Origin of the sequence: Metabacillus dongyingensis, from assembly GCF_019933155.2 — a bacterium.
Lineage (GTDB): Bacteria > Bacillota > Bacilli > Bacillales > Bacillaceae > Bacillus_P > Bacillus_P dongyingensis.
On sequence record NZ_OK052578.1, the window covers coordinates 270,769 to 295,806 of the forward strand.

Below are 25,038 nucleotides of genomic sequence, written 5' to 3' on the forward strand. Positions count from 1 at the left end.
TGTGAAATGTTTATTCTAATAAAAGGCATACTCCGAATGAAGAGTATGTTTTTTATGTGTTATACCGAATATTAAAAAAGTCCACAGCTGTGTAGAATTTTTTCATTTATTCCATAATTTCTTCAAATATTTCTTATAAGATTATTATAATAATTTCTTCATGAGGTGAGCACCTTTGTTAATCTTTATCAAAGAAGTCAAATTAAGAAAAAATGGACAAATAAATATACCCAGTGAAATTAGAAATGAATTTAACTTTAAAATTGGAAATATTGTTAAAAGTCGTATCTAAAGATAATTCTATTATTCTTACTAAGATAAAGATTTAAAACTTGAGAATGTTTAATGGAATAACTCTTCATTTATAAAAGAAACGGTAAGGTTTTAGATATGCTATCTAAACTTGAAACTGAAAAAACTTTATTAAGGGCATTTGAGCCAGAAGATGCACCTTTTGTTGAGGAGTTAGCAGGAGATAAAAGGGTTGCAGCAACTACAATTACTATTCCTCACCCTTATCCACCTGGAAGTGCTGTTAACTGGATTGAAAAACACAAAGAACGTGCTGAGAAAAAAGAGAGCTATATTTTTGCAATAGAAGAAAAAAGCGATGGTAAACTTATAGGAACAGTAACTTTACGCATTGAAAATAATCACAAAAGAGCTGAGTTAGCTTACTGGTTTGGAGTGCCTTTTTGGGGAAAGGGGTATGCAACAGAATCCATAGGCAAGGTATTAGAATTTGGTTTTGAAAATGTTGGATTGAACAGAATATGGGCAACTGTAATGAAGAAAAACATTGCTTCAAGTAAGGTTTTGACTAAGAACGGCTTTAATCACGAAGGGACTTTTCCTAAACACGATTTAAAGTGGGGAAAATTTGAGGATGTCGAATACTACGGTTTATTAAATGATGATTTTATATAAACTTATTAAGCTAAAGGAATTCTAGAGTTTAACTTTAATTTGTATGAAAATCATGAAATAACACATGATAATTTCTACAAATTAAAGAATGGTGTGGTATAAATGGATATAATATCAGCTCCGCTTTTATTGTTTATTGTCTTGACTTTAGTAGGGATGTACATTGTTTATTTTTTGCTTCATAGGTTTATAAATAAAAAAAAGCATAAGGAAATTGATCCTAACGAAGTTGTTGTAAAGAATCAGGATGAATTACCTTAATATATATTTGTTTATTGGGGCGATTGCTTAAAAAGTGTCGCCTCTTCTTTTTGAAGTAAATGGCAGTTTAGCTTAATAAGGTAATACTTTCGCTCCATCTGGAAAAATTACTCTTAAGGAGGAGTGGAGACGAATGAACCGACGATTATATTTAACCTTGTTACTTGGATTGTTTTTTTCATTAGTGTGTCTTTATAGCAACAACCACATAAATGCTGAAAATACTTATCTTTACCCTGATAACAAGGAAAAGAACTTTATTAGTGCAACAGAATTTTTACGTACGGGCAATTTAAGAGGGTACAGTCAATTTAAAGGTGCAGATATAAATCTAATACAAAAACTGGCTTATAAAGACTTAAAGAAGTTTATTCGCTCGAAAGTTAATGATAATTACTACTTAAATCTAAACAATATCTATATAAATACCAATGATAATGTCAGCCCAAATCGACAAGTATATTTTTACTGTTCGATAATTGACAATGAAACAACTTTTATGCATAAATTTATTATTTTAGATGCTGAAACAACAGAGCCATTATTTGAAGGCAATGGGCAAAAATTCAAAGAACTTGATTAAATAAATCCATCCAAAACAATTGTCAGGAGCATCTGTCTGTTTATTCTTCTTCAACTATCGGGGGCGATTGCTTAACAAAGTGTCGCCTCTTCTTATTCAGCTAAAAGGCAGTTTAACGGAGTAAGCGGATTCTAAAGTTATTCTACATAAGGACCATATAGTTGAAGAACCATTTTTAATAATTACCTTTAAAAACACTTCTAAATTTCCAATTATTGTGTAATAATAAGGAAAATATATTTGTTAAACGCGATGATGAGGAAAGTAAGTCAACCATCATTTTCTTACAGAGAGCTTTGGTAGCTGAAAAGAAGCAGAAAATAGTTGATTGAAAATGGCCTTTGAGTAGCAAAGTCGACTTTCAGTTAATGAATTAGACCTTGACGAGATTTGGCACTCGTTATAAATGTCAAAGTATAAGAGTGATTCATTCTCTCCGTACTTATTGAGGCTGATAATGTGAATTATTAGTGAATTAAGGTGGTAACACGAGATATACCTCGTCCTTAGGCAATCAAATTGTCTATGGGCGAGGTTTTTTTAATTTAGGGGAGGAAGAAATATGACCATTTTTATTGGAGGAGCATGGCCATATGCTAATGGTTCACTGCATTTAGGGCATGTAGCAGCCTTATTACCAGGAGATATTTTAGCAAGGTATTACAGACAGAAAGGAGAAAAAGTGCTTTATGTTTCAGGAAGTGACTGTAATGGCACACCAATATCGATACGAGCAAATCAAGAAAATACGACAACTGAAGCAATTGCAAACCGTTATCACGAAGAATTTGTAGAGAGTTTTCAAAAGCTTGGGTTCTCCTACGATTTGTACACTCGTACAGATGCCGAACATCATCACAAGTCAGTACAGACCATATTTTTAAAATTGCTTGAAAATGGCTATCTTTACAAAAAGACGATTGAGCAGGCTTATTGTGAAACGGATCATCAATTTTTACCAGATCGTTTTGTAGAAGGGATTTGTCCGAATTGCGGCGCGAAAGCAAGGGGGGACCAATGTGATAATTGTTCTGCCATTTTAGATCCACTTGATTTAATCGATAAGCGTTGTAAGATTTGTGGGAACCAACCTGCCATTAAAGAAACGGTGCATTTTTATTTCTCGTTTAGTCATTTCCAGAAACAATTAGAAACATTTGTGGGGAAGGCACAGCAGGAAAATAGATGGCGTGAAAATGCGATTTCGTTAACAACTAGATATTTAAAAGAGGGTGTACTCGACCGAGCTGTTACGCGTGATTTGCCAAACGGTGTTGAAGTTCCTATATCAGGTTTTGAAGGTAAGAAAATTTATGTATGGATCGAAGCCGTGGCAGGCTATTTAACTGCAAGTATAGAATGGGCGGAGCAAAATAACGAAAACATAGAAGATTGGTGGAATAAAGACACCATTTCTTATTATATTCATGGGAAGGATAATATTCCATTCCATACGATCATTTGGCCTTCTATTCTAATGGGCATCAATAATCCTGCTTTACCAGCACATATAATTTCGAATGAGTATTTAACTCTAGAAAAGCGTAAGCTATCGACGAGTCAAAATTGGGCAGTCTGGGTTCCATATATTTTAGAGAGATATGATGCTGACTCAATTCGATATTTTTTAACAATCAATGCACCTGAAAATCGAGATACTGATTTTTCATGGCGTGAATTTGTATATAGTCATAACAGCGAATTACTTGGTGCATATGGTAATTTTGTCAATCGCACGCTAAAGTTTATCGAAAAATCTTATGATGGTAAAACACCAGAAGGTAAGGTGAATTTAAAAATTAAAGCTAAAATCGGTCAACTCTATGAAGAAGTTGACTCACTAATTATAAATGGTCATTTAAAAAAATCCTTAGAGAAAATCTTTGAATTTGTGCGATATGCAAATAAATATTTTGATGAGCAGAAGCCATGGGTTCAAATTAAAGAAGAAAAATCCTTATGTGATAATACGATGGCAAATTGTATCTATATCATTTCAAATCTTGCACAACTTCTTAATCCTTTTCTTCCTTTTTCAAGCCATGAAGTAAAAAATATGTTGCGTCTTAGTGAATTGAAATGGGAAGAAATTGAGTTATCCAATATAGTTCTAAAGGATATTAAACCACTTTTTGAAAGGATTGAAAAAGAAAGAATAGAAGAGGAATTAGAGAACTTAAATAATGGAATTTCATGAATGTAATTAATCAAGTTTATTCAATTAAAGGGAGCTATTCTTCGATAAGACAACTTAAATGATATTCCACAATCGGGGGCGATTGCAGCACAGTGTGATCGCTCTTTTCTTATTAAGAACTTGGGCAGGATTGTTGAAGGAGGGTTTAGTCCTTTTTTAGCGAAATTAATAATTCATAAGTATTTCAATAAGGGAGTTGGATTGTTGTGTGTGGGATTTGAAATAAGGTGGAAAAAAAGAGATTTTGAAATTCCGAAACATCGTCATATTTTATTAAATGCAATTGAAAATGATTTACTAAGTGATGCAAATATATTAGCTATTTTTTATGGAGGTTCACTAGGCAATCAAAATACAGACTTATATTCTGATATTGACCTCCGAATAGTTGTCAAAAATGAAGTGTTTGAAGAATATAGGTTGAACAAAAAACAGAGAGCTAAAAACTGGGGTAAAGTTCTATTTTTTGAAGACTTCCCTTGGGCAACTCATAGCATTGCACATTATGATACTTTTATTAAGGTGGATACCTTTTATTACAAAACAAAGGATATTGTGCCATCAGTTTGGCTTCAAAATATTAAAATTGTTCACGATACTACTGGCTTGATGAAAGATGTATTAGAAAAATCAATGGTTTTAGCCTATTTACCAACGATTCAAGAAGTGGAGATATGGAGAACGAAATTTTTTGCATATGTTCACGAAGCCTATCGAAGAGTAATGAGAAGAGAAATTTATTATGCTTTACATTGTATAGATAACTTACGACTATCTATGGCAACGGCTTGGTATATGGAAACAGGAATACAGCCTAATACATTTGGAGATTGGGCAAAGTTAGAAGGAGAAAGAAGTAAACTGCAAGAGTGGCAGTTATCCCTTCTAGCAGAATGGCAAAGCAATAGAGAACCAGACGAAATACTGAACGTAATAAGAAGGATAATTCCCGAATTTATAAAAATTCATAAAAGTTTATGTAAACAAGTTGGAATTGAAGAAAATCCTGAATGGGTAAATGAGATTTTAGATATGGTTGTATGATGTTGTGACAACACCCACGGATTGGTGTTTTTTTATTTTTCTTCTTCAACAATCGGGGGCGTTTGCGGAAGAGAGTGATTGCTCTCTTCCTTATTTAAGATTTGTCCAGTTTAATGGAATAAAGACAAGGGGGGATTCAATGAAAATAAGTTTAATTTCTTTCATTCAAATAGTGGGCATTTTAGGTTTAGTTTTTGGTATTTTGCAAATTGAAATTGGTATATTTATAGGTTTTTTCTGTACAGGTATATTCTTTATTTCGCTCAATAAAGAAAAAGTTAAAAGTTTTGGAATGTTAACAGGGATGGTATGTCTTTTCTATTCGTTTTACTATTTATTTGTTCAATCCAGACTTATTTAAAAGAGTTTTATTTATTCCATTAAAGGGGGCGATTGCTTAACAAAGTATCGCCTCTTCTTATTAAAGTAAAGGGCAGGATAGTTGAATAAGGAATCATTTATTTTATTATTGTAAATGGAGGAATAATTATGATGAAAAAAACAGCAGTTTTATTATATCCGCAATTCAGCGAGTACGAACTTAGTGTTGCATTATCTATATAAATGCAAGGAAATAAACCAATAGTTACAATCGGGGGCAATTCCAGCACAGTGCGATAGCTCCTTTTGTAGAGGTTTAAACGTTCAAAGAAAAAATTTAGATTGGAAGGTTTTATGCAGAGAGGATATACACAAACGTATACATACTTTGGAATAGAGAGCAATGGATGGATTAGCTCAAAAGGATTAGTTGGAAACAAAAATGGGATTTTTAATCCTAATGACATCACAGATGCATTAGGGATTCAACCTTTCAAGTTCTGGCAGAAAGGTGATAAAAGAAGAGATGGCTCAGAATATCTTTTTTCTTCTTGGGGTGCAGAAAGATCTGATAAAGACATTTTGGATGTCGAAGCACAATGTTTAGATACAATAAAGAATTTAAGAAATAAAATATCAGTGTTGCAAAGGTTCAAGGAAACATACGATGTAAATTACATACTGGTGGTTGTACCAAGTATTTACGGTGGGGAAAAACCTCATATTGCCTTCAATGAGGAGATTATTGAGTTTTGTTATTTGACAGGAACTACAATCAATTTTGATACGTACATTTATCCAACTACAATTGGTGATCGATTTTATGATATTTTCCATAGAATTAAGAATATGATTAATGGCCAGAAAGCAAGGTAAGTGTTATTCGACAATCGGGGGCGATTGCTGCATAAGATATCCGCAATTTACTTTATAATCTGTGCAGGGGTGTTGAAGATGGAATATATCTATTAAGGGGGATTTTTATGTTCGTAGTTAATGTAGAAGGTGCCATTCACCACAACGGTAAATGGCTTTTAATCTTGAGGAGTAAAAAGGAAGAACACGCAGGAGGTACTCTTTCACTAGTCGGTGGAAAATGCGAACTTGAAGGCTTTTCATCTGATATTTTAGAAAGAACTTTAAAACGAGAAATTTCTGAAGAAGTTGGCTGCGAAGTTACAGGTCTTAAATATGTAAATAGTTCTTCTTTTGTTACTGATTCAGGGATGAATGTGATTGATATTGTTTTTCTATGTCACCATAAGTCGGGGGAGCCTTATCCTAAAAGCAGCGAAGAAGTGGATGACATTATTTGGTTAACTACTTCAGAGATTCTTGCTAATACAGAGCTACCTGGATATTTAAAGGACAACATTAAACAAGCAGAGAAAATACTACAAGAAAATTCCTACGTTAAATGATAGTAATATATATTCCGTTATAGGAGGCGATTGCAGCAAAAGGAGATCGCTCTTTTCTAATTAAGTAATTGTAGGTGTTAATCCAAAAAGAATTAACACCTATTTTTGTTGAATTTTCTTAATGTAGGTGTACAGATTTTTGAATCCAGAGGGGAATTAAAATTATGAGCGATTTTAAAATAATACGAGGACAATTTAGCTCCTTTAAAGAATTCATAAGAGCTATACAGAAAAGCCAGTCGGTGCAGATTTCGACTGGAAACGTCTTTTGAATCAGGTACTTGAACCAATAAGCCAAGGGAGCGAAGGGCAATATCAACGATATGATTGGGAAACGGATATCTTAGCAGAATGTCATACTGTACCTGTAGGTGGCATTGTCGTTGTTGAAGGAGTATATTCCATTCGGCAAGAACTAGAAAATAAATATGATATAAAAATATGGATTGATTGTCCTAGAGAAATAAGGCTTTCAAGAGGTATTAAAAGAGACGGAGCAGATGCTCGTGAAATGTGGGAAGATAATTGGATATTTCAGAAGACATTTTTATGGAAGAGTAAAAACCATTTGATAGAGCAGACATTGTATTCATTGGAACTTAAATGAACATCTTATTCAACAATCGGGGGCGATTGCTTAACAAAGAGTCGCCATTACCTCTGAAAGCTATATAAATATAAGAAAAGCGATTTAGCGATTATGATTGATAAAGAAAAAGGTGAATTTTTGATGAAAAAATCAAATCCTTTATTAATAAAAATTGAGAATCAAAGATGGCTTTGCAATGATAAAGAAGACTTATGTTCTCACGGTGAAATTATCTTGAACGTTAATGGAACTATCATTACTCAATCATATATAGACGAAGAATGGGGAATTAGTGAGTCTGCTTTGGCATTGTTAAGAACCCTTGATAAAGATTATATTTGTGACCCCGATATTGAGGAAGGTCTAATTCTCCACGGATGCGGTACAATTTTAATGATGGGTTGCCCTATTTCAATACATTGGACTGTAAAACATATTGACGGCCAAGTGATTTTATCGGATTTTGTTAAGGTTACTACAACCAACCCAAAAACGGGAAGTATTTATTATCCTGGACTAGAAATCAAATTAAGCAAAAATGAATATACAAACCAAGTTGTTTCATTTGCTCTTCAAGCTAAAAAACTCTTTGATAACTCGAAAGAAAAGCTGATTTCTGATGACTTTGATAAAGAAATGTATGAAGATTTTTGGGATGAATACAACCAGCTATTAAAAAGTAATTCGCCGCATTGGTAAAGTTCTTAATGCTGCCGACTACTATTCTTCAACAATCGGGGGCGATTGCTTAACAAAGTGTCGCCTCTTCTTATTGAAGTAAAGGGCAGCATTCCTGTAATGAAGAAAAATGAGGTTTGAACAAAAAAATAACATTTTGATAACATTTATTTAAGAATTTCCGAAATTGAGGATGTTTCCAAAAAATTACATAACTTTTGTGAAGCATCCTTTTTCACTTTTTCTATTATTGATAATACATTTGAACCAGTCTTTAAGTAGGTGGCACTTATTTTATTTTCAGAATTTTAAAACTTCCAGAAAAGAAATTCTCTATTTATTCAAGTAATTGTATGTTATCTTTATAAAGGTGAATTTTATCAGGAGGTTTACCTTAATGATTGAAATGACATTTTTCTTTTTATTTACTATTGGTTTTGTAAATTATTTTTTATATAGGGTTAACAAGAGATTTTCTTCAGCTTACGAAGAGCTTGAACTGAAGCGGATTATTCCTTTTTTAGAAGAAAAAGGCGGAAACCATCTGTCACACCTCATCTTGCTACAGGATAAAGATGTGTACTGGGCGCAGGATGGAAGAGTTTTAATTGCATATAAGAAAATTGGAAATAAATTGGTTATTCTCGGTGACCCGATTGGCGAAGAATCGTCTATTCAAGCGGCCATTAGAGAATTTAATAAGTATAGTAAAAGCAAAGGACTTACACCTGTTTTTTATCAAATTAGCCCTCGATTCATGCACTATTACCATGACACAGGTTATCGGTTCCTCAAATTAGGGGAAGTAGCGATTGTCAACCTCGATAAATTTACCCTAGAGGGAAAACAGGGGGCAAAGCTGCGGACGAGGCTTAATAAATTCACCCGTAATTCTTACACCTTTAAGGTTATTAATCCTCCTTATTCCAATGATTTGCTGTCGGAACTTAAAGTGATTTCGGATTCATGGCTAGGGGACCAAAAGGAAAAGGGATTTTCAGTCGTATCTTTCAGTGAGGAGTATGTTTCTTGTTTTCCAATTGCTTTGTTATCGGATCCAGAGGGAAATATCGTAGCGTTTGCGACACTGGCGAACGATTATAAAAAGACTATGACCATTGATTTAATGAGGAAGTCTTCCGACAGCCCGCATGGAACGATGGATGTTTTATTTATTCACATTTTTAAATGGGCGAAAGAAAGAGGCTATCAGCACTGCAGCCTAGGAATGGCGCCTCTTGCACATGTCGGGGATAGTCCATTTTCTTTTAAAAAAGAAAAGTTGGCACGAGTAGCCTTTCTTCACGGAAATTCATTTTATAAATTTAAAGGGCTGAAAGAATTTAAAAGTAAATTTGCCTGCACGTGGGAACCGAAGTATTTAGCCTACAAAAAATCCTTCCTGCCAATTGTCGTCATTCAATTACTTTTATTAATCAACAGCCAGCCACATCCAAAGTATGTAATAGATAAGATTAAGTATTTGTTTAAAAATGCGGGATAAATAAAGCATTATCTATTACTTAATTAATTTGAATTAAGGATCTTCAACAAGCGGGCGCTTTTCTTCGATAAGACAACATAAATGATATTCAACAATCGGGGGCGATTACTTAACAAAGTATCGCCTCTTCTTATTAAAGTAAAGGGCAGTATAGTTGAAGATTGGTTTCAAGAGTTTGATAAACAAGCGGGCCATTATATTGAATAAGAGGTTGCATAAAACCCCACTTTTTTATGCAGCCGCCAGGCTTCTTCAGAAGTCAAAAATGTGAATTTAGGTTTAATTATGATCACAATAAATTTGTGAATCTTTATCTATACCTTTTATAATTGCATACTTATTACCCCATTCACACATTGTGTTTAATACTGGTACAAATGATCTTCCTAGATCAGTTAAGCTGTATTCTACTTTTGGTGGTACCTCTTTAAATATTTCTCTTCGTACAAGTCCATCTCTTTCTAATTGTTTCAATTGATCTGTTAAGACTTTTTGTGTAATTCCAGGTATTAATTCGTAAAACTCTTTTGTCCTTACTGATTTTTGGCTTAAGAAAAAGAGTATTAAACATTTCCATTTTCCACCCGCAATGTTCATAAAAATGTTGATTCCAGTATTATAGTTAACCATGTGCTGTCCCTCCTGAATAGGCACTTAAAAGTGGCTATACCACATTTTTGTGCGTTATTTTCTCATTTATTATTGCTTACTATAATTAAAGGAGCAATAAATAAAAATTTCGGAGTTGATAAAATGAGTGTAAAAAATATCTTGGAAAAAAGACGATCAGTTTAGACATTATGATTCAAGTTATAAAATAAGTTCAGAAATTCTAACCTCATTAATTGAAAGTGCGAGTAAGTCACCTAACGGAAATAATATTCAAGCAACTCGATACTTGATTATTGATGAACCAGACTTGAAAAATTTATTGCTACCTATAGCTTTTAATCAACATCAAGTGGTAGAAGCTTCAACTTTAATTGTTATGTTGGGTGATTATCAAGCATTTGATAAAGATAATATTATTAAGATACATGAAGAAGGCTTTCAAGCAGGTTTTTTTGATGAATTGCTAAGAGATTATCTAGCGAATGCTGCAATAAAATATTATGAAAATAAATCAAATGAAGATCTAAAGCTAGAATTAACTAGAGATGTAAGTCTTGCGTCAATGTCATTAATTTTGTTAGCAAATGAAGCAGGTTTTGAAACAATTACTATGTCAGGCTATGATTCTAAGAAATTAAAAGCAATCTTAAATATTTCTGATAGGTATTTAGATGTTATGCTTATTGCTATTGGTAAAGGTACTAAAGCCGGTCATAATACCGTAAGGCATAATGTAAATAAGGTAATGTATAGAAACAAAATAATTTAGTGTTCTTATCTGATTATGTGAAATAGTTCGATGATTAAAGAGTATCAGAGCCCATAAAAACTACAGTCTTAAGAGTAATTATTAAAAGCCCAATGTTTTTAGGGCTTTTTTGCTTCATAAACATATGAAACGAAACAGCAATACCACGAGAAGATCCTGCTAGTTGTCCAATTAATGAAATGATGGTAGGAAGAGTCAAGGCAATACCTGTAACAAACTAACATTCCAATGATACCAACAGCTCGAATCAATAGTATTTGCCAGTGGTTTAATCCAAAATTAGGACCACTTAGATAACTTTCTAGGGTTGTATAATAGCCAACTAGTGAAATAAAGAGCACTGTTGAAATAATATAGCAGATAGGTAAGTCTTTTTTATTAAATATTACTCCAATTTTAATAAAAAGAAGAGAAAACAGACCCTTCAGGTTTCTTATTTGTATCCCTTGGTATAAAATAGGCGATTAATATAGCGGATATAAAAAGGACAGACTTTGCAAGGAGAGAAGTCTGTCAAAAAACAAATCAAGTTAATCAATCAACTCTTCGGTCTTACCGCATAGTAGTAGATTCCGTTAGGAATCACTGCTATTTCGTATCTACATATTATATGCACCAGAACTCATATTACCATTATGATCTTAATACCATTACTATTTGGGTCCGTCCTCGGCCCCAAACCCTTATTAGAAAGCAAAGCAAGTACAACCAATACCCCATTTAGTTCCATCTTTTCCTATTACGGTATGAGTGTGTTGATGGAGAGGGTTACTGCAACTATGTAACTTGTGATCATGGGCATCGTGAGAAAGTATATTGTGGGCTAGGTTAGCACCACCATAACCATAAACTCCCGTCGGTGCCCAATCAGGTGATGCTGGCGGCAATTCAGGTGATAAATTTTTAAATTCATCATTTCCATAAACAACCTGCCCACCCATAATGGTGAGTAATGATTCAAGGTCTTTGATTTCTTCTTCTGGCACAGTAAAGTAGTCAGCAGACAATACAGCAATATCAGCAAACTGACCTACTGCAATGGTTCCCTTTTTATCTTCATCACCGGAGAACCATGCACTTCCTTTGGAATATAGTTCCATGGCTACTTTTCTGTCAAGTTTATTTTTTTCATCGTATATCGAAAGACCACCAATGGTTTTTCCTGCAACCATCCAGTAAAGAGCAACCCAAGGGTTATAGCTGGAAACCCTCGTTGCATCACTACCGGCGCCAACAGGTATACCCAGGTCTAGCATACGATAAATCGGAGGAGTACGCTTTGCAGCTTCCTTTCCGTATAAATCAACAAAGTATTCACCTTGGAAAGCCATGCGGTCTTGGATGGCAATACCGCCATTTAAAGCCTTAACACGTTCCATACTGCGATCTGAGATTGTTTCTGCATGGTCAAACCACCAGCGTAGACCATTAAAAGGAATTTCTCTGTTGACTTCCTCAAAAACATTTAAGAAACGTGTTATTGACTCGTCATAAGTTGCATGTAAACGGAATGGCCAACGGTTTTCCACCAATAGAGAAATTACTTTTTTTAAGTCAGCTTCCATCACCGTAGCTAGGTCGGGCCGCGGCATTTGAAATTTTTCAAAATCGGCTGCCGAGAATACTAACATTTCTCCGGCACCATTCATTTTATACTTATCATTTCCTTGACCCGGAGAAACAATTTTTGCCCATGAAGCAAAGTCTTCATATTCATGATTTGGATTTTGTGTAAATAGATTATAAGCAATACGCAAAGTTAATTGATCCTTCTCGGCTAAATGTTCAACAACTTTGTAATCATCAGGATAATTTTGGAATCCACCACCTGCGTCAATGGCACTTGTGATACCTAATCTATTTAATTCGCGCATAAAATGGCGAGTTGAGTTAATCTGGTCATCAAAATTAAGTACTGGAGCTCTACCCAAACTTGAATAAAGAATAGAAGCATTAGGATTGGCAATTAAAAGACCCGTTGGATTACCTCGTTTATCTCGCTCAATTAAACAGCCCGGAGGGTCTGGGGTATCTTTTGTGTATCCCAGTGCACGCAGTCCTGCACGATTTACAAGTGCTCTATCGTAAAGATGTAGCACAAAGACAGGCGTGTCTTCAGAAACAGCATTAATCTCTTCCAAAGTTGGCATCCGTCTTTCTTTAAATTGAAATTCAGACCAGCCTCCAACTACTCTTACCCACTGAGGAGCAGGTGTACGCCTTGCCTGATCTCTAAGCATTTCCAGAGCAATAGCAAGTGATGGCACACCTTCCCAGCGCAATTCCATATTATAATGAAGACCGCCACGAATAACGTGTATATGAGAGTCATTCAAGCCCGGAATAGCTCTCTTTCTTTTAAGGTCTATTTTTTTGGTTTTTTCTGTGGCACTATCAAGAAGCTCATCTCCACCTACTGCAGTGATTAAACCATCAGTTATGGCGATAGCCGATACCTCAGGTTGAGATGGGTCAAGAGTAGTGATTTTTCCGTTATATAAAATCATATCCGGTAAATTCATGTTCACACCTCGTCTACTTCCTATTATTCTGTAACCATGGATGAAATATTTTACCGAGAATCGGCATTACTACCCATGATAGCAAGGATACTATACATACAGAAACAAAAAAGGCTGACATAATTGGATTCATATTTTTTATTATAGGTCCTATCACTATAGGAACTAACATGCTAAGAGGCCATACACCAAGAACGGTAACAATAGACATTTTCCATTTTGGCGGTGGAACTGGCGTTTTCGGAGTAACAAACCAATAAGCCAAACTGCTTTCAGTTTTGTAAGTTGGATTAGTAGCTTGAAATGGTTCTGCCTTTTTTAACAAATCTCGACGAATATCTGATTCTTGCCAAGCACGTAGATGCTCATACGTATCAAAGCGAAAAACAACAGTATACTCTCTGGATCCGTTATTGGGGACTATTAGATTTACGCCTAAATGCCCTGGAAATTTAGTAGCGGCAGCTTCGATTTCATGTCTCCATGTTTCAAACTGTTTTTCTCTACCTTCTTGAATTTCCCATGTAACAATTGTTGTTACTGGACCACCAGCATCCATAGTGTTCCCTGTATGAGTTTCTCCGACAGTTTCTCTTTCTTGATTCATATTTTCCTGCTTGGAGGCGCGCCATGTACCATAGTATATGCGTATTCCACGCCTTGACCATAAGCGCCAGTGTGTTCTTTTACAATTTCCATAACAGCATCATAAGTGTCTTTGCGTGCCCAGTCACGTTGGTATTCAAGTAACACTTGAATTGCTGTCACTGGAATTGCTCCAGCTTGTTCTACACGACGCATAGCAGCGTTATGTGCTGTCAAACTAGTACCACCTGAAGCATCATCAACTGCATAAACTTCATAGCCAGCTTTAATTGCTTCAAGCACAGGGAATGCAAGGCAAACTTCAGTCCAAAGTGCTGCAAATATCAATTTCTTTCTACCTGTTGCTTTAACTGCCTCAACAAATTTTGAATCTTCCCAAGAGTTCATTGAACTACGTTCTATAATTTCATGGTTTGGGAATATGTCAAGAATTTGTGGCCAAAAATAACCAGAAAAGCTTTGTGTTTCAACTGTAGTAAGAATAGTAGGTACGTTAAAAGCTTTTGCTGATTTAGCAAGCAGCATAACGTTATTCATTAATGTTTGTCTGTCAATGCTTGCAACTCCAAAAGTCATTTGAGGCTGAAAATCGATCAAAATTAATGCACTGTTCTCCGGAGTTAACAATTCTAAATTACTCATACATAAAACACTCCTTTTTTAAAATTGTTTCATCTTAAAGGCAATTATTAGTTTCAGCTGTAATCGTAAAAATAAAAGCCTTGCTATACTTCTTATTTAAAAAGGAGCGCTGATTAAATCAGCGCTAAATTTATGCATTTTGTTTACTAAGATCTCGCTGAGCTCCCATATAGCTTCCAATTATATTTTGATAACCTGGAAGATTACTAGCAAGTAAATTGCCAAAACCTTCAACATCGTTGCGCCAATCGCGTTGTAATTCGCACGCTACGCTAAACCAGTTCAAAAGTTGCACGCCACTATGTGCCATACGCGTATTGGCGGCATCTGCAACTTGTTTGCTGAAAGTTCCTGAAGCATCAGTAACAGCAAATACTTCATACCCAGCTTTTATAGCGGAAAGTGCCGGGAACGCAACGCAAACATCTGTAACTACACCCGCAATAATAAGTTGTTTTCTTCCAGTTTCTTCGATTGCTTTTACAAAATCATCATTATCCCATGCGTTAATTTGTCCAGGACGAGCTATTTTTGGCGCGTCAGGAAAAAGATCAACCAATTCTTGCATTAGTGGTCCATTAGGTCCGTTTTCAAAGCTTGTTGTTAAAATAACTGGTAAATCAAAAAACTTAGCAGTGTGAGCAAGAGCCAAAACATTGTTCTTGAATTCATCAACACCATAGTCACGCACTAGTCCAGCCATAAGACCAGTTTGATGATCCACTAAAAGAACGACAGCATCATCTTTATTAATACGAGAATAGAGATCAGACATTATGTATTCCTCCTAAAAATTAAGTAATCGAAGAAAGTTTAAAACTGGAATATTATCATAAATTTCTTCGTTTGTAACAATCAGTTTAATGATTGAGCAATGATTCGATTATAAGAGTTTTTTCGTAAACTACCACAAATAAGGCCTATTGTCTTAGTAATACATTTCCTCCTTTGTTAAAATCATCTCATTGTACCATAATATACCAAAATAAAAGAAGTGGCCTTATACCTAATATTCAGACTATTAAAAGAATGAGGTGACATTTATGAAAGATAATATAACGAATCGCTCCTCAACTAAAAAAAAGGAACGGCTAGGATTAATGTTATGGTTTCGAATAACACGAATATATAACCAGAGTATTCGGGAATTCAATCAACATTTAAAAAATGGAATCTAACTGCAGCTCAATTCGATATCTTAGTTCAAGTGGGTTCTCATGAGCGATTGTCACAATAACAACTAGCAAACAAGCTTTTTGTTACGAAAGGCAATATTACTCAACTGTTAAGGAAAATGGAAGATTTGGGATTGATTAATCGGAAACAGGAATGGAAAACAAAATACCTTTCATTGACTGAGGTTGGAAAAGAGTTTTTTTATGAAGTTGTTTCAAAACAAGAACAATTTCAGGCATCACAATTTCCTTCGGGTAAAGGAAAAAACACCCATAAAGTCGTATATACAATTATCGACAAATTGGCGATGCTTTTTAAGGTTATTGTCTAACCAGAAATAAAAATAGGAGTGAAAATAAAATGAGTAAAAAAACGATGGGTATTCACCACATTACTGCAATTGTTGGTCATCCTCAAGAGAATGTTGATTTCTATGCAGGTGTATTAGGTTTACGTTTAGTGAAAAAAACTGTCAATTTTGATGACCCAGGTACCTACCATCTTTATTTTGGTAATGAGGGTGGAAAACCAGGAACAATCATGACTTTTTTTCCATGGGCAGGAGCTAGTCAAGGGAAAATTGGTGATGGTCAAGTAGGCGTTACATCTTATGTTGTTCCAAAAGGAGCTATGAAGTTCTGGAAAAAAAGACTGGAATCCTTCAATATTCCTTTTACTGTAAGGGAGCGCTTTAGCGAGGAATACTTGGAATTAGATGACCCTCATGGGCTACACTTGGAAATTGTTGAAAGGGAAGAAGGGGAAGTAAATACATGGACCTTTGGCGGGGTAACACCTGAGGTAGCTATTAAAGGCTTTGGCGGTGCTACTTTATTATCGACCTACCCTGACAAAACGGCTGCATTGTTAGAAAATATATTTGGACTAGAATTAATCGGCAAGGAAGGCGATTTTGCACGTTACCGTTCTTCAGCAGAAATTGGCAATGTCATTGACTTAAAATTAACGCCAATAGGACGCGGGACAATGGGTGTTGGAACCGTACACCACATTGCATGGCGGGCAAAGGATGATCAAGACCAATTGGAATGGCAAAAATATGTTGAGGAAAACGGATATGGGGTAACTCCTGTCCGTAATCGAAACTATTTTAATGCGATTTACTTTAGAGAACACGGGGAAATTCTCTTTGAGATTGCAACAGATCCTCCAGGATTTGCTCACGATGAATCTGAAGCGACGATGGGAGAAAAATTAATGTTGCCAGAGCAGTATGAACAGTCTAGAGGGCAGATTAAACAAAGTTTATTACCATTTGAGGTAAGAGAGTTAGAGTTGTGAGCTGTTTAGCTGGTACAAATTATGCAAAATCAGGTGAGATTTTTTCCATAGAGAGACCTAATTAATTTCTTGATCAAATTAATGAAAAGAATGGGAATGGTGAGGTTGCAAAAAACAACAGGGATCCATCATATAACAGCAATGGTGAACGATGCCCAAAGAAGTATTGATTTTTATGCTGGCATACTGGGGTTAAGACTTGTAAAAAAGACGATAAACTTTGATCGTCCAGAAGTCTATCATCTTTATTTTGGAAATGAAACAGGTCAACCTGGGTCTGTTATAACTTTTTTTCCATGGCCAAAGCAGTTAAAAGGTCGAATTGGAACAGGACAGGTTGGAGTAACCAGTTTTATCATCCCGAATCAATCAATTGAATTTTGGGAAAATCGTTTGAAAAAATTTAGAATTAGGTTTATTCAATCAGTACGTTTTGGAGAAAAATATTTACAATTTCAAGATCCGGATGGTCTTGAAATTGAATTAGTGGAACGAAATGAAGGGCCAAAAAATAATTGGAGTTTTGGAGAAGTCGATTCAGAGGTTGCAATTAAAGGGGTTGGTGGAGCTATTTTAATTTCAACTCAGCCTAATAAAACTGCGAATGTGCTTGAAAACGTATTAGGGCTCGAATGTCTTGGGCAAGAAGCGAGCTTCCTTAGGTTTAAATCGGATGGTCAGTTTGGAAATACAATTGATATTAAGCTAACTCCTTCGGTTCGCGGGTTAAAAGGGGCTGGAACTGTTCACCATATCGCATGGAGGGCAAAGGATGACCAAGATCTTTTGAGATGGAGAACACTTCTTCAAGATAAGGAGTATTATCCGACTGAGATTCGTGATCGAAACTACTTCAAAGCTGTGTATTTCCATGAACAAGGCGGTATCCTTTTTGAAATAGCGACCGATCCGCCAGGCTTTTCCGTTGATGAAGCTGTCGCTGAGCTTGGTAATAAACTGATGTTACCATCTTGGCTGGAGCCAAAACGAGAAGAATTAGAAGAAGCCTTACCTACTGTGGAAGTTCGCGTTCTGGAGGGAGATCAATCATGAAACATATATTTAATAAGGGTAAAGATTCAACGAAACCAACGTTATTATTACTACATGGTACTGGCGGAAATGAATTAGATTTATTACCTATAGCGGGAAGAATTGATGACGAGGCTTCAGTGCTAAGTGTCCGCGGAAATGTATTGGAAAATGGAATGCCACGATTCTTTCGGAGATTAGCTGAAGGTGTATTCGATGAGGAAGATCTGATTTTCCGTACAAATGAATTAAATGAGTTTCTTTATGATTCTGCTGCAAAGTATAATTTTGATCGAGAAAACATGATAGCTATTGGATACTCAAATGGAGCTAATATAGCTGCTAGTTTATTATTTCACTATCAAAATGCATTAAAGGGAGCAATTCTCCATCACCCGATGGTACCGAGAAAAGGAATTGTTCTTCCTGATTTGTCAGGAAAATCAGTATTTATTGCTGCTGGTAAAAATGATCCTATATGTTCGCCGATGGAATCTACTGAACTTCAATCCTTATTTGAAAAGGCTAATGTAAAAACTGAAATTCATTGGGAAAATAGGGGGCATCAATTGACTGTTAATGAAGTTGAAGCTGCGGCTCACTGGTATCGTAGGGTCTTTTAAACTTTAGTAATACAAATTAAATTTTTTGTAAATAACTTAAAATTTGCAGAGTGAAATCGACAAATAAGTCTTTATGTTTTAGGAAGGGCTGTGATTCCTAATTCCAACTTAATTGGGGATACCCCAATTGGAGTTGCTTAGAAATCTCTAATTCGATTTTTTAATTTAATTTTTTCAATATTTTTCAATAATACACCTTGGTTTAACAAATAAAATTGTAATCTAATGTATTAATTGATTTAATGTTTTTTTCAAAATTTTACAATTTTAATAGTGGGGAATATAATAATCCCATAAACATTTTGCAAAAAAAATATTTTAAATTTTTTGGATAAAGAGTTTTTTTGATTAGAGAAGCAAGAATATAGGTTTAATAAAGAAAATTCATGGGAGGAAATTTATATGGCAAAATTTACTGTAGGTAATGAAAATCATGCTCCAATTGAACTTTATTATGAGGACCAGGGTTCAGGGAAACCAGTTGTATTAATACATGGTTGGCCTTTAAGTGGACGCTCTTGGGAATATCAGGTGCCAGCTCTTATTGAAGCAGGTTACAGAGTCATAACATATGATCGTCGAGGCTTTGGAAAATCATCTCAGCCGTGGGAAGGATATGAATATGATACATTTGCTTCTGATTTACATAAACTGTTAGAACATTTAGATCTTCAAAATGTCACACTTGTTGGTTTTTCTATGGGTGGAGGTGAGGTAGCTCGATACATTAGTACGTATGGAACAGATCGTATTGAAAAGGCTGTTTTTGCTGGAGCAGTTCCTCCTTATTTATACAAATCAGAGGATCATCCTGAAGGAGCATTAGATGATGCAACAATTGAAGAATTCAAAAGTGGCGTGATAAATGACCGCCTTGCATTTCTTGACAAATTTACGAAGGGATTTTTCGCGGCTGGTAATCAAACAGATTTAGTTAGTGAGCCATTCCGTTTATATAATCGGGATATTGCAGCTAGTGCCTCACCTAAGGGAACGCTCGATTGTATAACGGCCTTTAGTAAGACAGATTTTAGAAAGGACTTGGAAAAGTTCAATATACCTACTCTTATTATTCACGGTGACTCTGATGCAACTGTACCTTTTGAGTTAAGTGGAAAACGTACATATGATTCCATTCCTGGTAGTAAGCTCGCTCTAATAAAGGGGGGTCCGCATGGATTACACGCAACTCATCCAAAAGAATTTAATGAAGCGTTACTAACATTTTTAAAAGACTAATAAAGTAATGACAGTTTTACTTAAATGAGAAAGAGCATTCTTTGTTAATAATATCGTATGAATCAGGTGTGGAATAACTCCTTATCCATATTCACTTTAGTTGAAAAAACAGCACAAAAGGATCTTCGTTTGGGGCTGTTGACAAATACCCCTTTAAACAAAAGAAGATGAACATCTACTGAATGTAGTGTTTATCTTCTTTTTTGTTTACTATATGTTGTGTCCGGTTATGAGATTCTTTAGTTTGTCAACAGTCCCGTTTGAAAATCCTTTTTCAGTACCGATAATAAACATATGAAACTGGAATATCCTAAAAGTTGTAAATTCGCGTTTTGCTGGTGGTAATTTCGTATCTAGTAATTTACTTGTTAGCTTGATGGCTATGGGGAACCATCAAAATTGGAGCTTACTGATAAGCTCGTGCTACATCCTGATTCTAAAAAAGAGTGAGAGATAATCATGAAGAGAAAAAGAGAAGAAGATAAAAAAGAAGTTAGTTGAATTACTCTTATATCTTAATGCCCTAGGTCAGTAAGATTGTGAATAAATGCAATTTAAGTAACGGGTGAGTTAGTTCAAGAAGCTCGGAATTATTCTGAAGATACTTTACATTTTCCTAAAGGGCGCTTTTCTTCAATAAGACAACATAATCGATATTCCCACAATCGGGAGCGATTGCATAACAAAGTATCGCCTCTTCTTATTTAAGTAAAGGTCAGGATTGTGGAAGATAGAATAAGTAAATAACTTACTATTTCTAAGGTTTAGAAGAAGTGGAGTGATATATATATGAGGTATCACCAAAAGGATTTTTCAGGAGAATTATTAAAAACTATTATAACTACCGAAATGGTACTAAAAGGTCATATCGAAAATTTATCACTTGAATATAAGTCTGTTTTTGATAAGAAAAATTTGGTTTTTGATGCTGGGGTTTATAAAGTGGGTAACGAACCTTTTATGCCTGAATACAATTCCTCGGTTTCGATTGGCATTGCTGAAGAAAATAAGGAATTTAATGATTTACATACAATTAAAATATGGGAATGCAATCGTTATTTCTTAGGAATGCCCACTTCAAAAAAATTTCCTGGCAGTAAAATTATTGGTGAATTACTTGATGAAACGATTGAAGATGTTAAGGAAGAATTGAAAGAATATATTAATGAATTTTTAGAAGAATAACGTATGATTTTATTCCACAATCGGGGGCGTTTGCTGCATAAAGTGGTAGCTCGCTTCATTTGCAGAGCAATATGAAAACGAACAGGTAGCACTATTTCTAAGAGAACAAGGCTCATATTAAGTTGCTTCTATTTACAACTATTCAACAATCGGGGGGAAGCGTTGAAGAAGGAATGTTGCTGCGGCAATCCTTTTAATTCTTTTACTTATACGATTTATACGACTAACGGGCACGTCAATTTATAAATTGAATAGTTTTAAGTTTTATAGAGCATTTCTTTGTAATGAGGAATGCTTTTTTATCTTTTAATAAAACAAAAAAGATATTTTTATAACAATAATAATATAATAAAAAACAATAATATTTTATTCCAAAACGATAAAACATATGTTAAAGTCAAATTGACATTAAATATGTGAGGTGCTTTTAATGAAACAAGGTTCAACACTCTTTTTAAAGGTAGCTGTGTTTATTATCGTAACTCCAGTTCTTGCTTTGTGTATATTTTGGCTGCCTGAGGTAGCCGCTAGAGATGCAGCAGCGCATCCAGAGACTGCCTACTTTCAATATCCTTTTTTGATAGGTGCGTATATAACGGTAACACCTTTTTTCGTTGCCTTGTATCAGGCTTTAAAACTTTTAAGCTATATTGACCAGAACAAAGCCTTCTCGGAATTATCTGTTAGAGCTTTGAAGTGTATAAAATACTGTGCAATCACTATCAGTACCTTGATTGCAGCAGGAATAATATCAGGAATTATATTAATTTCAGGTGAAGGTGAAGACATAACAGGTTTTATAAGCTTGGGATTAATGCTCACTTTTGCAACAATGGTGATTGCAGTCTTTGCTGCTGTTCTACAAAGACTTTTACAAGAAGCCATCGATCTTAAATCAGAGAATGACTTAATAGTCTGAGGTGGATAACATGGCAATTATAATCAATATTGATGTGATGCTGGCAAAAAGGAAAATGAGCGTAACAGAACTTTCGGAGAGGGTAGGAATAACAATGGCTAACCTTTCTATATTGAAAAATGGAAAGGCAAAAGCAATTAGGCTTTCAACTTTAGAGGCAATTTGCAAAGCATTAGAATGCCAACCTGGAGACATTTTAGAACATAAAAGTGGCGAAGAAACTCAAGAATAATAGACAACACATTTATTGAGTTCTATTTCGAGAGGAAAATGATTGGATAGTAGATGAGCTAACCGCATATGATGAAATGTATCTTTCTCACGAGATTGTACTTGCATCAGATGCCAATTTTGAATATTAGATTTTCAGCCATGGAAATAAACAAGTTTTAAGTTAAAATTCTTCTAAGTCAGATACTATAAAGTGTGGCCTCTTCTTATTGAAGTATAGGCCAGGTTTATTGAACAAGAAAAATAAAAAGCATTCTATATTGAATGCTTTTTATTTTTATCATAATTTGGTGATGTACTAGAGTGTGTTAATAGGCGGTCTAATACTTTTTCAGTAAATGGCATAAAGTAATTAAGTATTAGCCCCCCTAAACAAACGGTTAATAACGTTCCAACGCCAATTGGTCCATTAAAAATCATTGCCATTATCAAGAATACGAGGTAAATGAATGTTCTCGATAAAAATATATTTGTTCTAGTTAATTCTTGCATGATTAATGTTAATCGGTCAATTGGAATCGGTGCAAAATTCGTGTGTAAATATGTTGCAGTTCCTAATCCTATAACAACTAAGCCGATTCCAAAACAAACAACTTTGCTGTACCATAGTTCAGGTGTTATCAAATTGTGCAATAAAAAAAGCCACATATCAATACCAATACCCGTTATAAATGCTGTTAACAACCCCAAAACTTCTGGTCTTTGTCTTATTAAAAATGAATTACAACCTATCAATATTAAAGCTATTATTATTTCCCAACTTCCCACAGTAAGCCCCACATTTAAGGACAGTCCTACCAAAAGTGCATCAAAAGGTGAAGTTCCAAGGTCTGATTGTATAGTGAAAGAAATACCAAGGGTTAATATTAATATTCCTAATACATATAAAACATATTTCACTTTACTCGACCTCTTTATCTCATTATTTTTTGTTGCAAATGCAACTAAGTTAGGTTAAATTTAATATATATCATTTTTGTTGCATTTACAATAAAAATATGTCCTAAGGAGTTAATTATGAAGGAAATTCTTCGTGAAATTGGAATGATAGCAAGGGCATTAGATTCTATAAGTAATATAGAATTTAAAGAATATGATCTTACAAAAGGGCAGTATTTGTACCTTGTGCGAATATGTGAAAATCCAGGAATCATTCAAGAAAAGTTAGCCGAGATGATAAAAGTAGACCGAACAACAGCAGCTCGTGCTATAAAAAAACTTGAAGTTAATGGCTTTATTGAAAAGAAAGAAGATAAACATAACAAAAAAATTAAAAAACTCTTTCCAACAGAGAAAGGGAAAAATGTTTATCCTTTTATAAAAAGAGAAAATGATTATTCCAATATTGTTGCATTAGAGGGATTTTCCGAAAGAGAAGTAGAAACCATTTTAAATCTTCTTCAAAGAGTAAGAAAAAATATAGAAATAGACTGGGAATTTGTAAAAAAGGGAAACAAGAGAAGTTATTGATTATATAAAGGAGCGACATATTTAATGACTATAAATATAAAAAAGTGTACCTTTGAAGATTCACGCAAACTTCAAGAAGTTAGTTGTGAAACATTTAATGAAACATTTAAGCATCAGAATTCACCCGAAAATATGAATGCCTATTTGGAAAGGGCATTTAACTTAAAACAATTAGAAAAAGAATTATCCAATATTTCTTCGCAATTCTTTTTTGTTTATTTTAATAATGAAGTCGCAGGATATTTAAAGGTCAATACCAATGATGCTCAGTCTGAAGAAATGGGTGATGAATCACTTGAAATCGAGAGGATTTATATAAAGAACAAATTTCAAAAACATGGGCTTGGTAAATACCTGTTAAATAAAGCTATGGAAATTGCGATGGAACGTAATAAAAGGAAAATCTGGCTAGGCGTATGGGAAAAAAATGAAAGTGCTATTGCGTTTTATAAGAAAATGGGGTTTGTTCAAACTGGAGCCCACTCATTTTATATGGGTGATGAAGAACAAACGGACTTTATAATGAACAAAACACTCATATAACTTTTTTTGAAAGGTGGATTATTATGTATATACCTAAACATTTTAAAATTGATGATGAAGAAGTAATTTATGATTTTATCGAAAAATATGGCTTTGCAACCCTATTTTCTCAGCATAAAGGAGAACCCTGCGCTACTCATCTTCCACTGATGATAAATAAATCTGAAAATGCTTTATATGGTCATTTTGCACGTCCGAACGAACAATGGAAGGATGCTGTAAACCAACAAGTTCTTGCAGTTTTCCAAGGTCCCCACTGTTATATTTCACCTACTTGGTACGAAACAACTGAAGCAGTACCAACTTGGAATTATGTGTCTATCCATTTATATGGAAAGATGGAGATTGTCGAAGATAGAAAAGGAATATTCGATTCTTTAAATGACTTGGTAAATAAATATGAAAGACCTGATAGTCCATACAATTTGAAGGATGTTGAACCTAGTTTTATCGAAGGAATGAGTAAAGGAATTGCAGCGTTCAGAATAAAAATCACAAAAATTGAAGCAAAAGCTAAATTAAGTCAAAATCATCCTGTGGAACGACAAGAATTAATTATTAATCATCTAGAAAACACTTCTCAACAAGATAATATACAAGTAGCATCTCTTATGAAGAAAAATCTGCAAAAATGCAAATAAA

At 34.5% G+C, this 25,038-nt stretch carries 28 protein-coding genes, 3 pseudogenes and 1 other annotated feature; of the genes and pseudogenes, 24 read left to right on the forward strand and 7 right to left on the reverse strand.

Translation table 11 applies throughout. The features are described 5' to 3' along the window. Positions 1 to 175 precede the first annotated feature (175 nt). From K8L98_RS26970 to K8L98_RS26110, 11 genes are all read left to right on the forward strand, one after another. A complete protein-coding gene (locus K8L98_RS26970; RefSeq protein ID WP_420828887.1) occupies positions 176 to 292 on the forward strand; it encodes a hypothetical protein in 117 nt (38 codons plus the stop codon). A 98-nt stretch (positions 293 to 390) separates the two neighbouring features. Next, positions 391 to 927, forward strand: a complete 537-nt coding sequence (locus tag K8L98_RS26065) for a GNAT family N-acetyltransferase (protein ID WP_243551233.1) — start codon at positions 391 to 393, stop codon at positions 925 to 927. A gap of 394 nt (positions 928 to 1,321) precedes the next feature. Next, the gene (locus tag K8L98_RS26070; protein ID WP_243551235.1) at positions 1,322 to 1,771 is read left to right on the forward strand and encodes a hypothetical protein; all 450 of its coding nucleotides are present in this window, start codon (positions 1,322 to 1,324) and stop codon (positions 1,769 to 1,771) included. Positions 1,772 to 2,014: 243 nt separating this feature from the next. Continuing rightward, positions 2,015 to 2,282: a binding site (T-box leader), on the forward strand. A gap of 51 nt (positions 2,283 to 2,333) precedes the next feature. Beyond that, positions 2,334 to 3,968 (forward strand): methionine--tRNA ligase, encoded by a 1,635-nt coding sequence (metG, locus tag K8L98_RS26075; protein ID WP_243551237.1) that lies wholly within the window; start codon positions 2,334 to 2,336, stop codon positions 3,966 to 3,968. A 210-nt stretch (positions 3,969 to 4,178) separates the two neighbouring features. Continuing rightward, positions 4,179 to 5,012, forward strand: a complete 834-nt coding sequence (locus tag K8L98_RS26080; protein WP_243551239.1) for a hypothetical protein — start codon at positions 4,179 to 4,181, stop codon at positions 5,010 to 5,012. Positions 5,013 to 5,151: 139 nt separating this feature from the next. Further along, complete coding sequence (locus tag K8L98_RS26085) at positions 5,152 to 5,373, forward strand: hypothetical protein (RefSeq protein WP_243551241.1); 222 nt, start codon at positions 5,152 to 5,154, stop codon at positions 5,371 to 5,373. 314 nt (positions 5,374 to 5,687) lie between these two features. Beyond that, positions 5,688 to 6,209 (forward strand): DUF4279 domain-containing protein, encoded by a 522-nt coding sequence (locus K8L98_RS26090; RefSeq protein ID WP_243551243.1) that lies wholly within the window; start codon positions 5,688 to 5,690, stop codon positions 6,207 to 6,209. A gap of 107 nt (positions 6,210 to 6,316) precedes the next feature. Next, the gene (locus K8L98_RS26095) at positions 6,317 to 6,754 is read left to right on the forward strand and encodes an NUDIX hydrolase (RefSeq protein ID WP_243551245.1); all 438 of its coding nucleotides are present in this window, start codon (positions 6,317 to 6,319) and stop codon (positions 6,752 to 6,754) included. A 268-nt stretch (positions 6,755 to 7,022) separates the two neighbouring features. Further along, positions 7,023 to 7,361, forward strand: a complete 339-nt coding sequence (locus K8L98_RS26100; protein WP_243551247.1) for a nucleoside/nucleotide kinase family protein — start codon at positions 7,023 to 7,025, stop codon at positions 7,359 to 7,361. Between the two features lie 93 nt (positions 7,362 to 7,454). Further along, positions 7,455 to 8,042: a hypothetical protein gene (locus K8L98_RS26105; RefSeq protein WP_243551249.1), complete on the forward strand. Its 588-nt coding sequence runs from the start codon at positions 7,455 to 7,457 to the stop codon at positions 8,040 to 8,042. Between the two features lie 376 nt (positions 8,043 to 8,418). Further along, positions 8,419 to 9,525 (forward strand): phosphatidylglycerol lysyltransferase domain-containing protein, encoded by a 1,107-nt coding sequence (locus K8L98_RS26110; protein ID WP_243551251.1) that lies wholly within the window; start codon positions 8,419 to 8,421, stop codon positions 9,523 to 9,525. 279 nt (positions 9,526 to 9,804) lie between these two features. Here the strand turns inward: K8L98_RS26110 and K8L98_RS26115 are convergent, their stop codons facing one another. Continuing rightward, entirely contained in the window at positions 9,805 to 10,155 is a 351-nt protein-coding gene (locus K8L98_RS26115) for a winged helix-turn-helix transcriptional regulator (protein ID WP_243551253.1), read from the reverse strand. 214 nt (positions 10,156 to 10,369) lie between these two features. On the opposite strand from K8L98_RS26115, the gene K8L98_RS26120 reads away from it, so the two are divergent. After that, on the forward strand, positions 10,370 to 10,906 hold the full coding sequence (locus K8L98_RS26120) for a nitroreductase family protein (protein ID WP_243551657.1): 537 nt from the start codon (positions 10,370 to 10,372) through the stop codon (positions 10,904 to 10,906). Between the two features lie 482 nt (positions 10,907 to 11,388). Beyond that, a pseudogene (locus K8L98_RS26125) lies at positions 11,389 to 11,469 on the forward strand (IS6 family transposase); the annotation flags it as partial. A gap of 123 nt (positions 11,470 to 11,592) precedes the next feature. Here the strand turns inward: K8L98_RS26125 and K8L98_RS26130 are convergent. The 5 genes and pseudogenes from K8L98_RS26130 to K8L98_RS26150 all read right to left on the reverse strand — a co-directional run. Beyond that, a complete protein-coding gene (locus tag K8L98_RS26130) occupies positions 11,593 to 13,428 on the reverse strand; it encodes an amidohydrolase (RefSeq protein ID WP_243551255.1) in 1,836 nt (611 codons plus the stop codon). A 13-nt stretch (positions 13,429 to 13,441) separates the two neighbouring features. After that, positions 13,442 to 14,035, reverse strand: a complete 594-nt coding sequence (locus K8L98_RS26135; protein ID WP_243551257.1) for an antibiotic biosynthesis monooxygenase — start codon at positions 14,033 to 14,035, stop codon at positions 13,442 to 13,444. Beyond that, entirely contained in the window at positions 14,032 to 14,676 is a 645-nt protein-coding gene (locus K8L98_RS26140) for a hydrolase (RefSeq protein ID WP_053535280.1), read from the reverse strand. Before K8L98_RS26140 ends, K8L98_RS26135 begins: the two co-directional genes overlap by 4 nt. A gap of 130 nt (positions 14,677 to 14,806) precedes the next feature. Then, positions 14,807 to 15,451: an isochorismate family cysteine hydrolase YcaC gene (ycaC, locus tag K8L98_RS26145; protein WP_243551259.1), complete on the reverse strand. Its 645-nt coding sequence runs from the start codon at positions 15,449 to 15,451 to the stop codon at positions 14,807 to 14,809. 86 nt (positions 15,452 to 15,537) lie between these two features. Beyond that, a pseudogene (locus tag K8L98_RS26150) lies at positions 15,538 to 15,612 on the reverse strand (NADPH-dependent FMN reductase); the annotation flags it as partial. A gap of 107 nt (positions 15,613 to 15,719) precedes the next feature. Between K8L98_RS26150 and K8L98_RS26155 the strand changes: the two are divergent. The 8 genes and pseudogenes from K8L98_RS26155 to K8L98_RS26190 all read left to right on the forward strand — a co-directional run bounded on the left by K8L98_RS26155 (position 15,720) and on the right by K8L98_RS26190 (position 22,384). Beyond that, positions 15,720 to 16,183, forward strand: a pseudogene (locus tag K8L98_RS26155) (MarR family winged helix-turn-helix transcriptional regulator). 29 nt (positions 16,184 to 16,212) lie between these two features. Then, positions 16,213 to 17,154: a ring-cleaving dioxygenase gene (locus K8L98_RS26160; RefSeq protein WP_243551261.1), complete on the forward strand. Its 942-nt coding sequence runs from the start codon at positions 16,213 to 16,215 to the stop codon at positions 17,152 to 17,154. 105 nt (positions 17,155 to 17,259) lie between these two features. Then, positions 17,260 to 18,207, forward strand: coding sequence for a ring-cleaving dioxygenase (locus K8L98_RS26165; protein ID WP_243551263.1), 948 nt, complete (start codon positions 17,260 to 17,262; stop codon positions 18,205 to 18,207). Then, positions 18,204 to 18,809 (forward strand): alpha/beta hydrolase, encoded by a 606-nt coding sequence (locus K8L98_RS26170; RefSeq protein ID WP_243551265.1) that lies wholly within the window; start codon positions 18,204 to 18,206, stop codon positions 18,807 to 18,809. Before K8L98_RS26165 ends, K8L98_RS26170 begins: the two co-directional genes overlap by 4 nt. Before the next feature lie 402 nt (positions 18,810 to 19,211). After that, a complete protein-coding gene (locus K8L98_RS26175; RefSeq protein ID WP_243551267.1) occupies positions 19,212 to 20,048 on the forward strand; it encodes an alpha/beta fold hydrolase in 837 nt (278 codons plus the stop codon). A 789-nt stretch (positions 20,049 to 20,837) separates the two neighbouring features. After that, positions 20,838 to 21,233 carry a hypothetical protein gene (locus K8L98_RS26180; RefSeq protein ID WP_243551269.1) on the forward strand — a complete coding sequence of 132 codons (396 nt, stop codon included), beginning with the start codon at positions 20,838 to 20,840 and terminating at the stop codon, positions 21,231 to 21,233. A gap of 430 nt (positions 21,234 to 21,663) precedes the next feature. Continuing rightward, entirely contained in the window at positions 21,664 to 22,152 is a 489-nt protein-coding gene (locus K8L98_RS26185; RefSeq protein WP_243551271.1) for a DUF2975 domain-containing protein, read from the forward strand. Between the two features lie 10 nt (positions 22,153 to 22,162). Then, on the forward strand, positions 22,163 to 22,384 hold the full coding sequence (locus K8L98_RS26190; RefSeq protein ID WP_243551273.1) for a helix-turn-helix domain-containing protein: 222 nt from the start codon (positions 22,163 to 22,165) through the stop codon (positions 22,382 to 22,384). Positions 22,385 to 22,638: 254 nt separating this feature from the next. On the opposite strand, the gene K8L98_RS26195 is transcribed toward K8L98_RS26190, so the two are convergent. Then, the gene (locus K8L98_RS26195) at positions 22,639 to 23,283 is read right to left on the reverse strand and encodes a YczE/YyaS/YitT family protein (protein WP_243551276.1); all 645 of its coding nucleotides are present in this window, start codon (positions 23,281 to 23,283) and stop codon (positions 22,639 to 22,641) included. A 117-nt stretch (positions 23,284 to 23,400) separates the two neighbouring features. Here K8L98_RS26195 and K8L98_RS26200 point away from each other — a divergent pair, with 117 nt between their 5' ends. From K8L98_RS26200 to K8L98_RS26210, 3 genes are read left to right on the forward strand one after another with little or no spacing between them, the layout of a single operon-like run. Next, complete coding sequence (locus K8L98_RS26200; RefSeq protein WP_243551292.1) at positions 23,401 to 23,853, forward strand: MarR family winged helix-turn-helix transcriptional regulator; 453 nt, start codon at positions 23,401 to 23,403, stop codon at positions 23,851 to 23,853. Between the two features lie 24 nt (positions 23,854 to 23,877). Continuing rightward, entirely contained in the window at positions 23,878 to 24,396 is a 519-nt protein-coding gene (gene paiA / locus K8L98_RS26205; RefSeq protein WP_243551294.1) for a spermidine/spermine N(1)-acetyltransferase, read from the forward strand. A 23-nt stretch (positions 24,397 to 24,419) separates the two neighbouring features. Continuing rightward, positions 24,420 to 25,037, forward strand: a complete 618-nt coding sequence (locus tag K8L98_RS26210; RefSeq protein WP_243551296.1) for an FMN-binding negative transcriptional regulator — start codon at positions 24,420 to 24,422, stop codon at positions 25,035 to 25,037. Position 25,038: the final 1 nt, after the last annotated feature.

Bases quoted from the DNA above. Each gene is read 5' to 3' on its own strand.
- K8L98_RS26110 (WP_243551251.1), top strand. From the start codon at position 8,419: ATGATTGAAATGACATTTTTCTTTTTATTTACTATTGGTTTTGTAAAT.
- K8L98_RS26210 (WP_243551296.1), top strand. From the start codon at position 24,420: ATGTATATACCTAAACATTTTAAAATTGATGATGAAGAAGTAATTTAT.
- K8L98_RS26180 (WP_243551269.1), top strand. From the start codon at position 20,838: ATGAGGTATCACCAAAAGGATTTTTCAGGAGAATTATTAAAAACTATT.
- K8L98_RS26200 (WP_243551292.1), top strand. From the start codon at position 23,401: ATGAAGGAAATTCTTCGTGAAATTGGAATGATAGCAAGGGCATTAGAT.
- K8L98_RS26130 (WP_243551255.1), bottom strand. From the start codon at position 13,428: ATGAATTTACCGGATATGATTTTATATAACGGAAAAATCACTACTCTT.
- metG (WP_243551237.1), top strand. From the start codon at position 2,334: ATGACCATTTTTATTGGAGGAGCATGGCCATATGCTAATGGTTCACTG.
- K8L98_RS26190 (WP_243551273.1), top strand. From the start codon at position 22,163: ATGGCAATTATAATCAATATTGATGTGATGCTGGCAAAAAGGAAAATG.
- K8L98_RS26095 (WP_243551245.1), top strand. From the start codon at position 6,317: ATGTTCGTAGTTAATGTAGAAGGTGCCATTCACCACAACGGTAAATGG.
- K8L98_RS26085 (WP_243551241.1), top strand. From the start codon at position 5,152: ATGAAAATAAGTTTAATTTCTTTCATTCAAATAGTGGGCATTTTAGGT.
- K8L98_RS26070 (WP_243551235.1), top strand. From the start codon at position 1,322: ATGAACCGACGATTATATTTAACCTTGTTACTTGGATTGTTTTTTTCA.
- K8L98_RS26105 (WP_243551249.1), top strand. From the start codon at position 7,455: ATGATTGATAAAGAAAAAGGTGAATTTTTGATGAAAAAATCAAATCCT.
- K8L98_RS26170 (WP_243551265.1), top strand. From the start codon at position 18,204: ATGAAACATATATTTAATAAGGGTAAAGATTCAACGAAACCAACGTTA.
- ycaC (WP_243551259.1), bottom strand. From the start codon at position 15,451: ATGTCTGATCTCTATTCTCGTATTAATAAAGATGATGCTGTCGTTCTT.
- K8L98_RS26140 (WP_053535280.1), bottom strand. From the start codon at position 14,676: ATGAGTAATTTAGAATTGTTAACTCCGGAGAACAGTGCATTAATTTTG.
- K8L98_RS26185 (WP_243551271.1), top strand. From the start codon at position 21,664: ATGAAACAAGGTTCAACACTCTTTTTAAAGGTAGCTGTGTTTATTATC.
- K8L98_RS26135 (WP_243551257.1), bottom strand. From the start codon at position 14,035: ATGAATCAAGAAAGAGAAACTGTCGGAGAAACTCATACAGGGAACACT.
- paiA (WP_243551294.1), top strand. From the start codon at position 23,878: ATGACTATAAATATAAAAAAGTGTACCTTTGAAGATTCACGCAAACTT.
- K8L98_RS26090 (WP_243551243.1), top strand. From the start codon at position 5,688: ATGCAGAGAGGATATACACAAACGTATACATACTTTGGAATAGAGAGC.
- K8L98_RS26175 (WP_243551267.1), top strand. From the start codon at position 19,212: ATGGCAAAATTTACTGTAGGTAATGAAAATCATGCTCCAATTGAACTT.
- K8L98_RS26065 (WP_243551233.1), top strand. From the start codon at position 391: ATGCTATCTAAACTTGAAACTGAAAAAACTTTATTAAGGGCATTTGAG.
- K8L98_RS26115 (WP_243551253.1), bottom strand. From the start codon at position 10,155: ATGGTTAACTATAATACTGGAATCAACATTTTTATGAACATTGCGGGT.
- K8L98_RS26160 (WP_243551261.1), top strand. From the start codon at position 16,213: ATGAGTAAAAAAACGATGGGTATTCACCACATTACTGCAATTGTTGGT.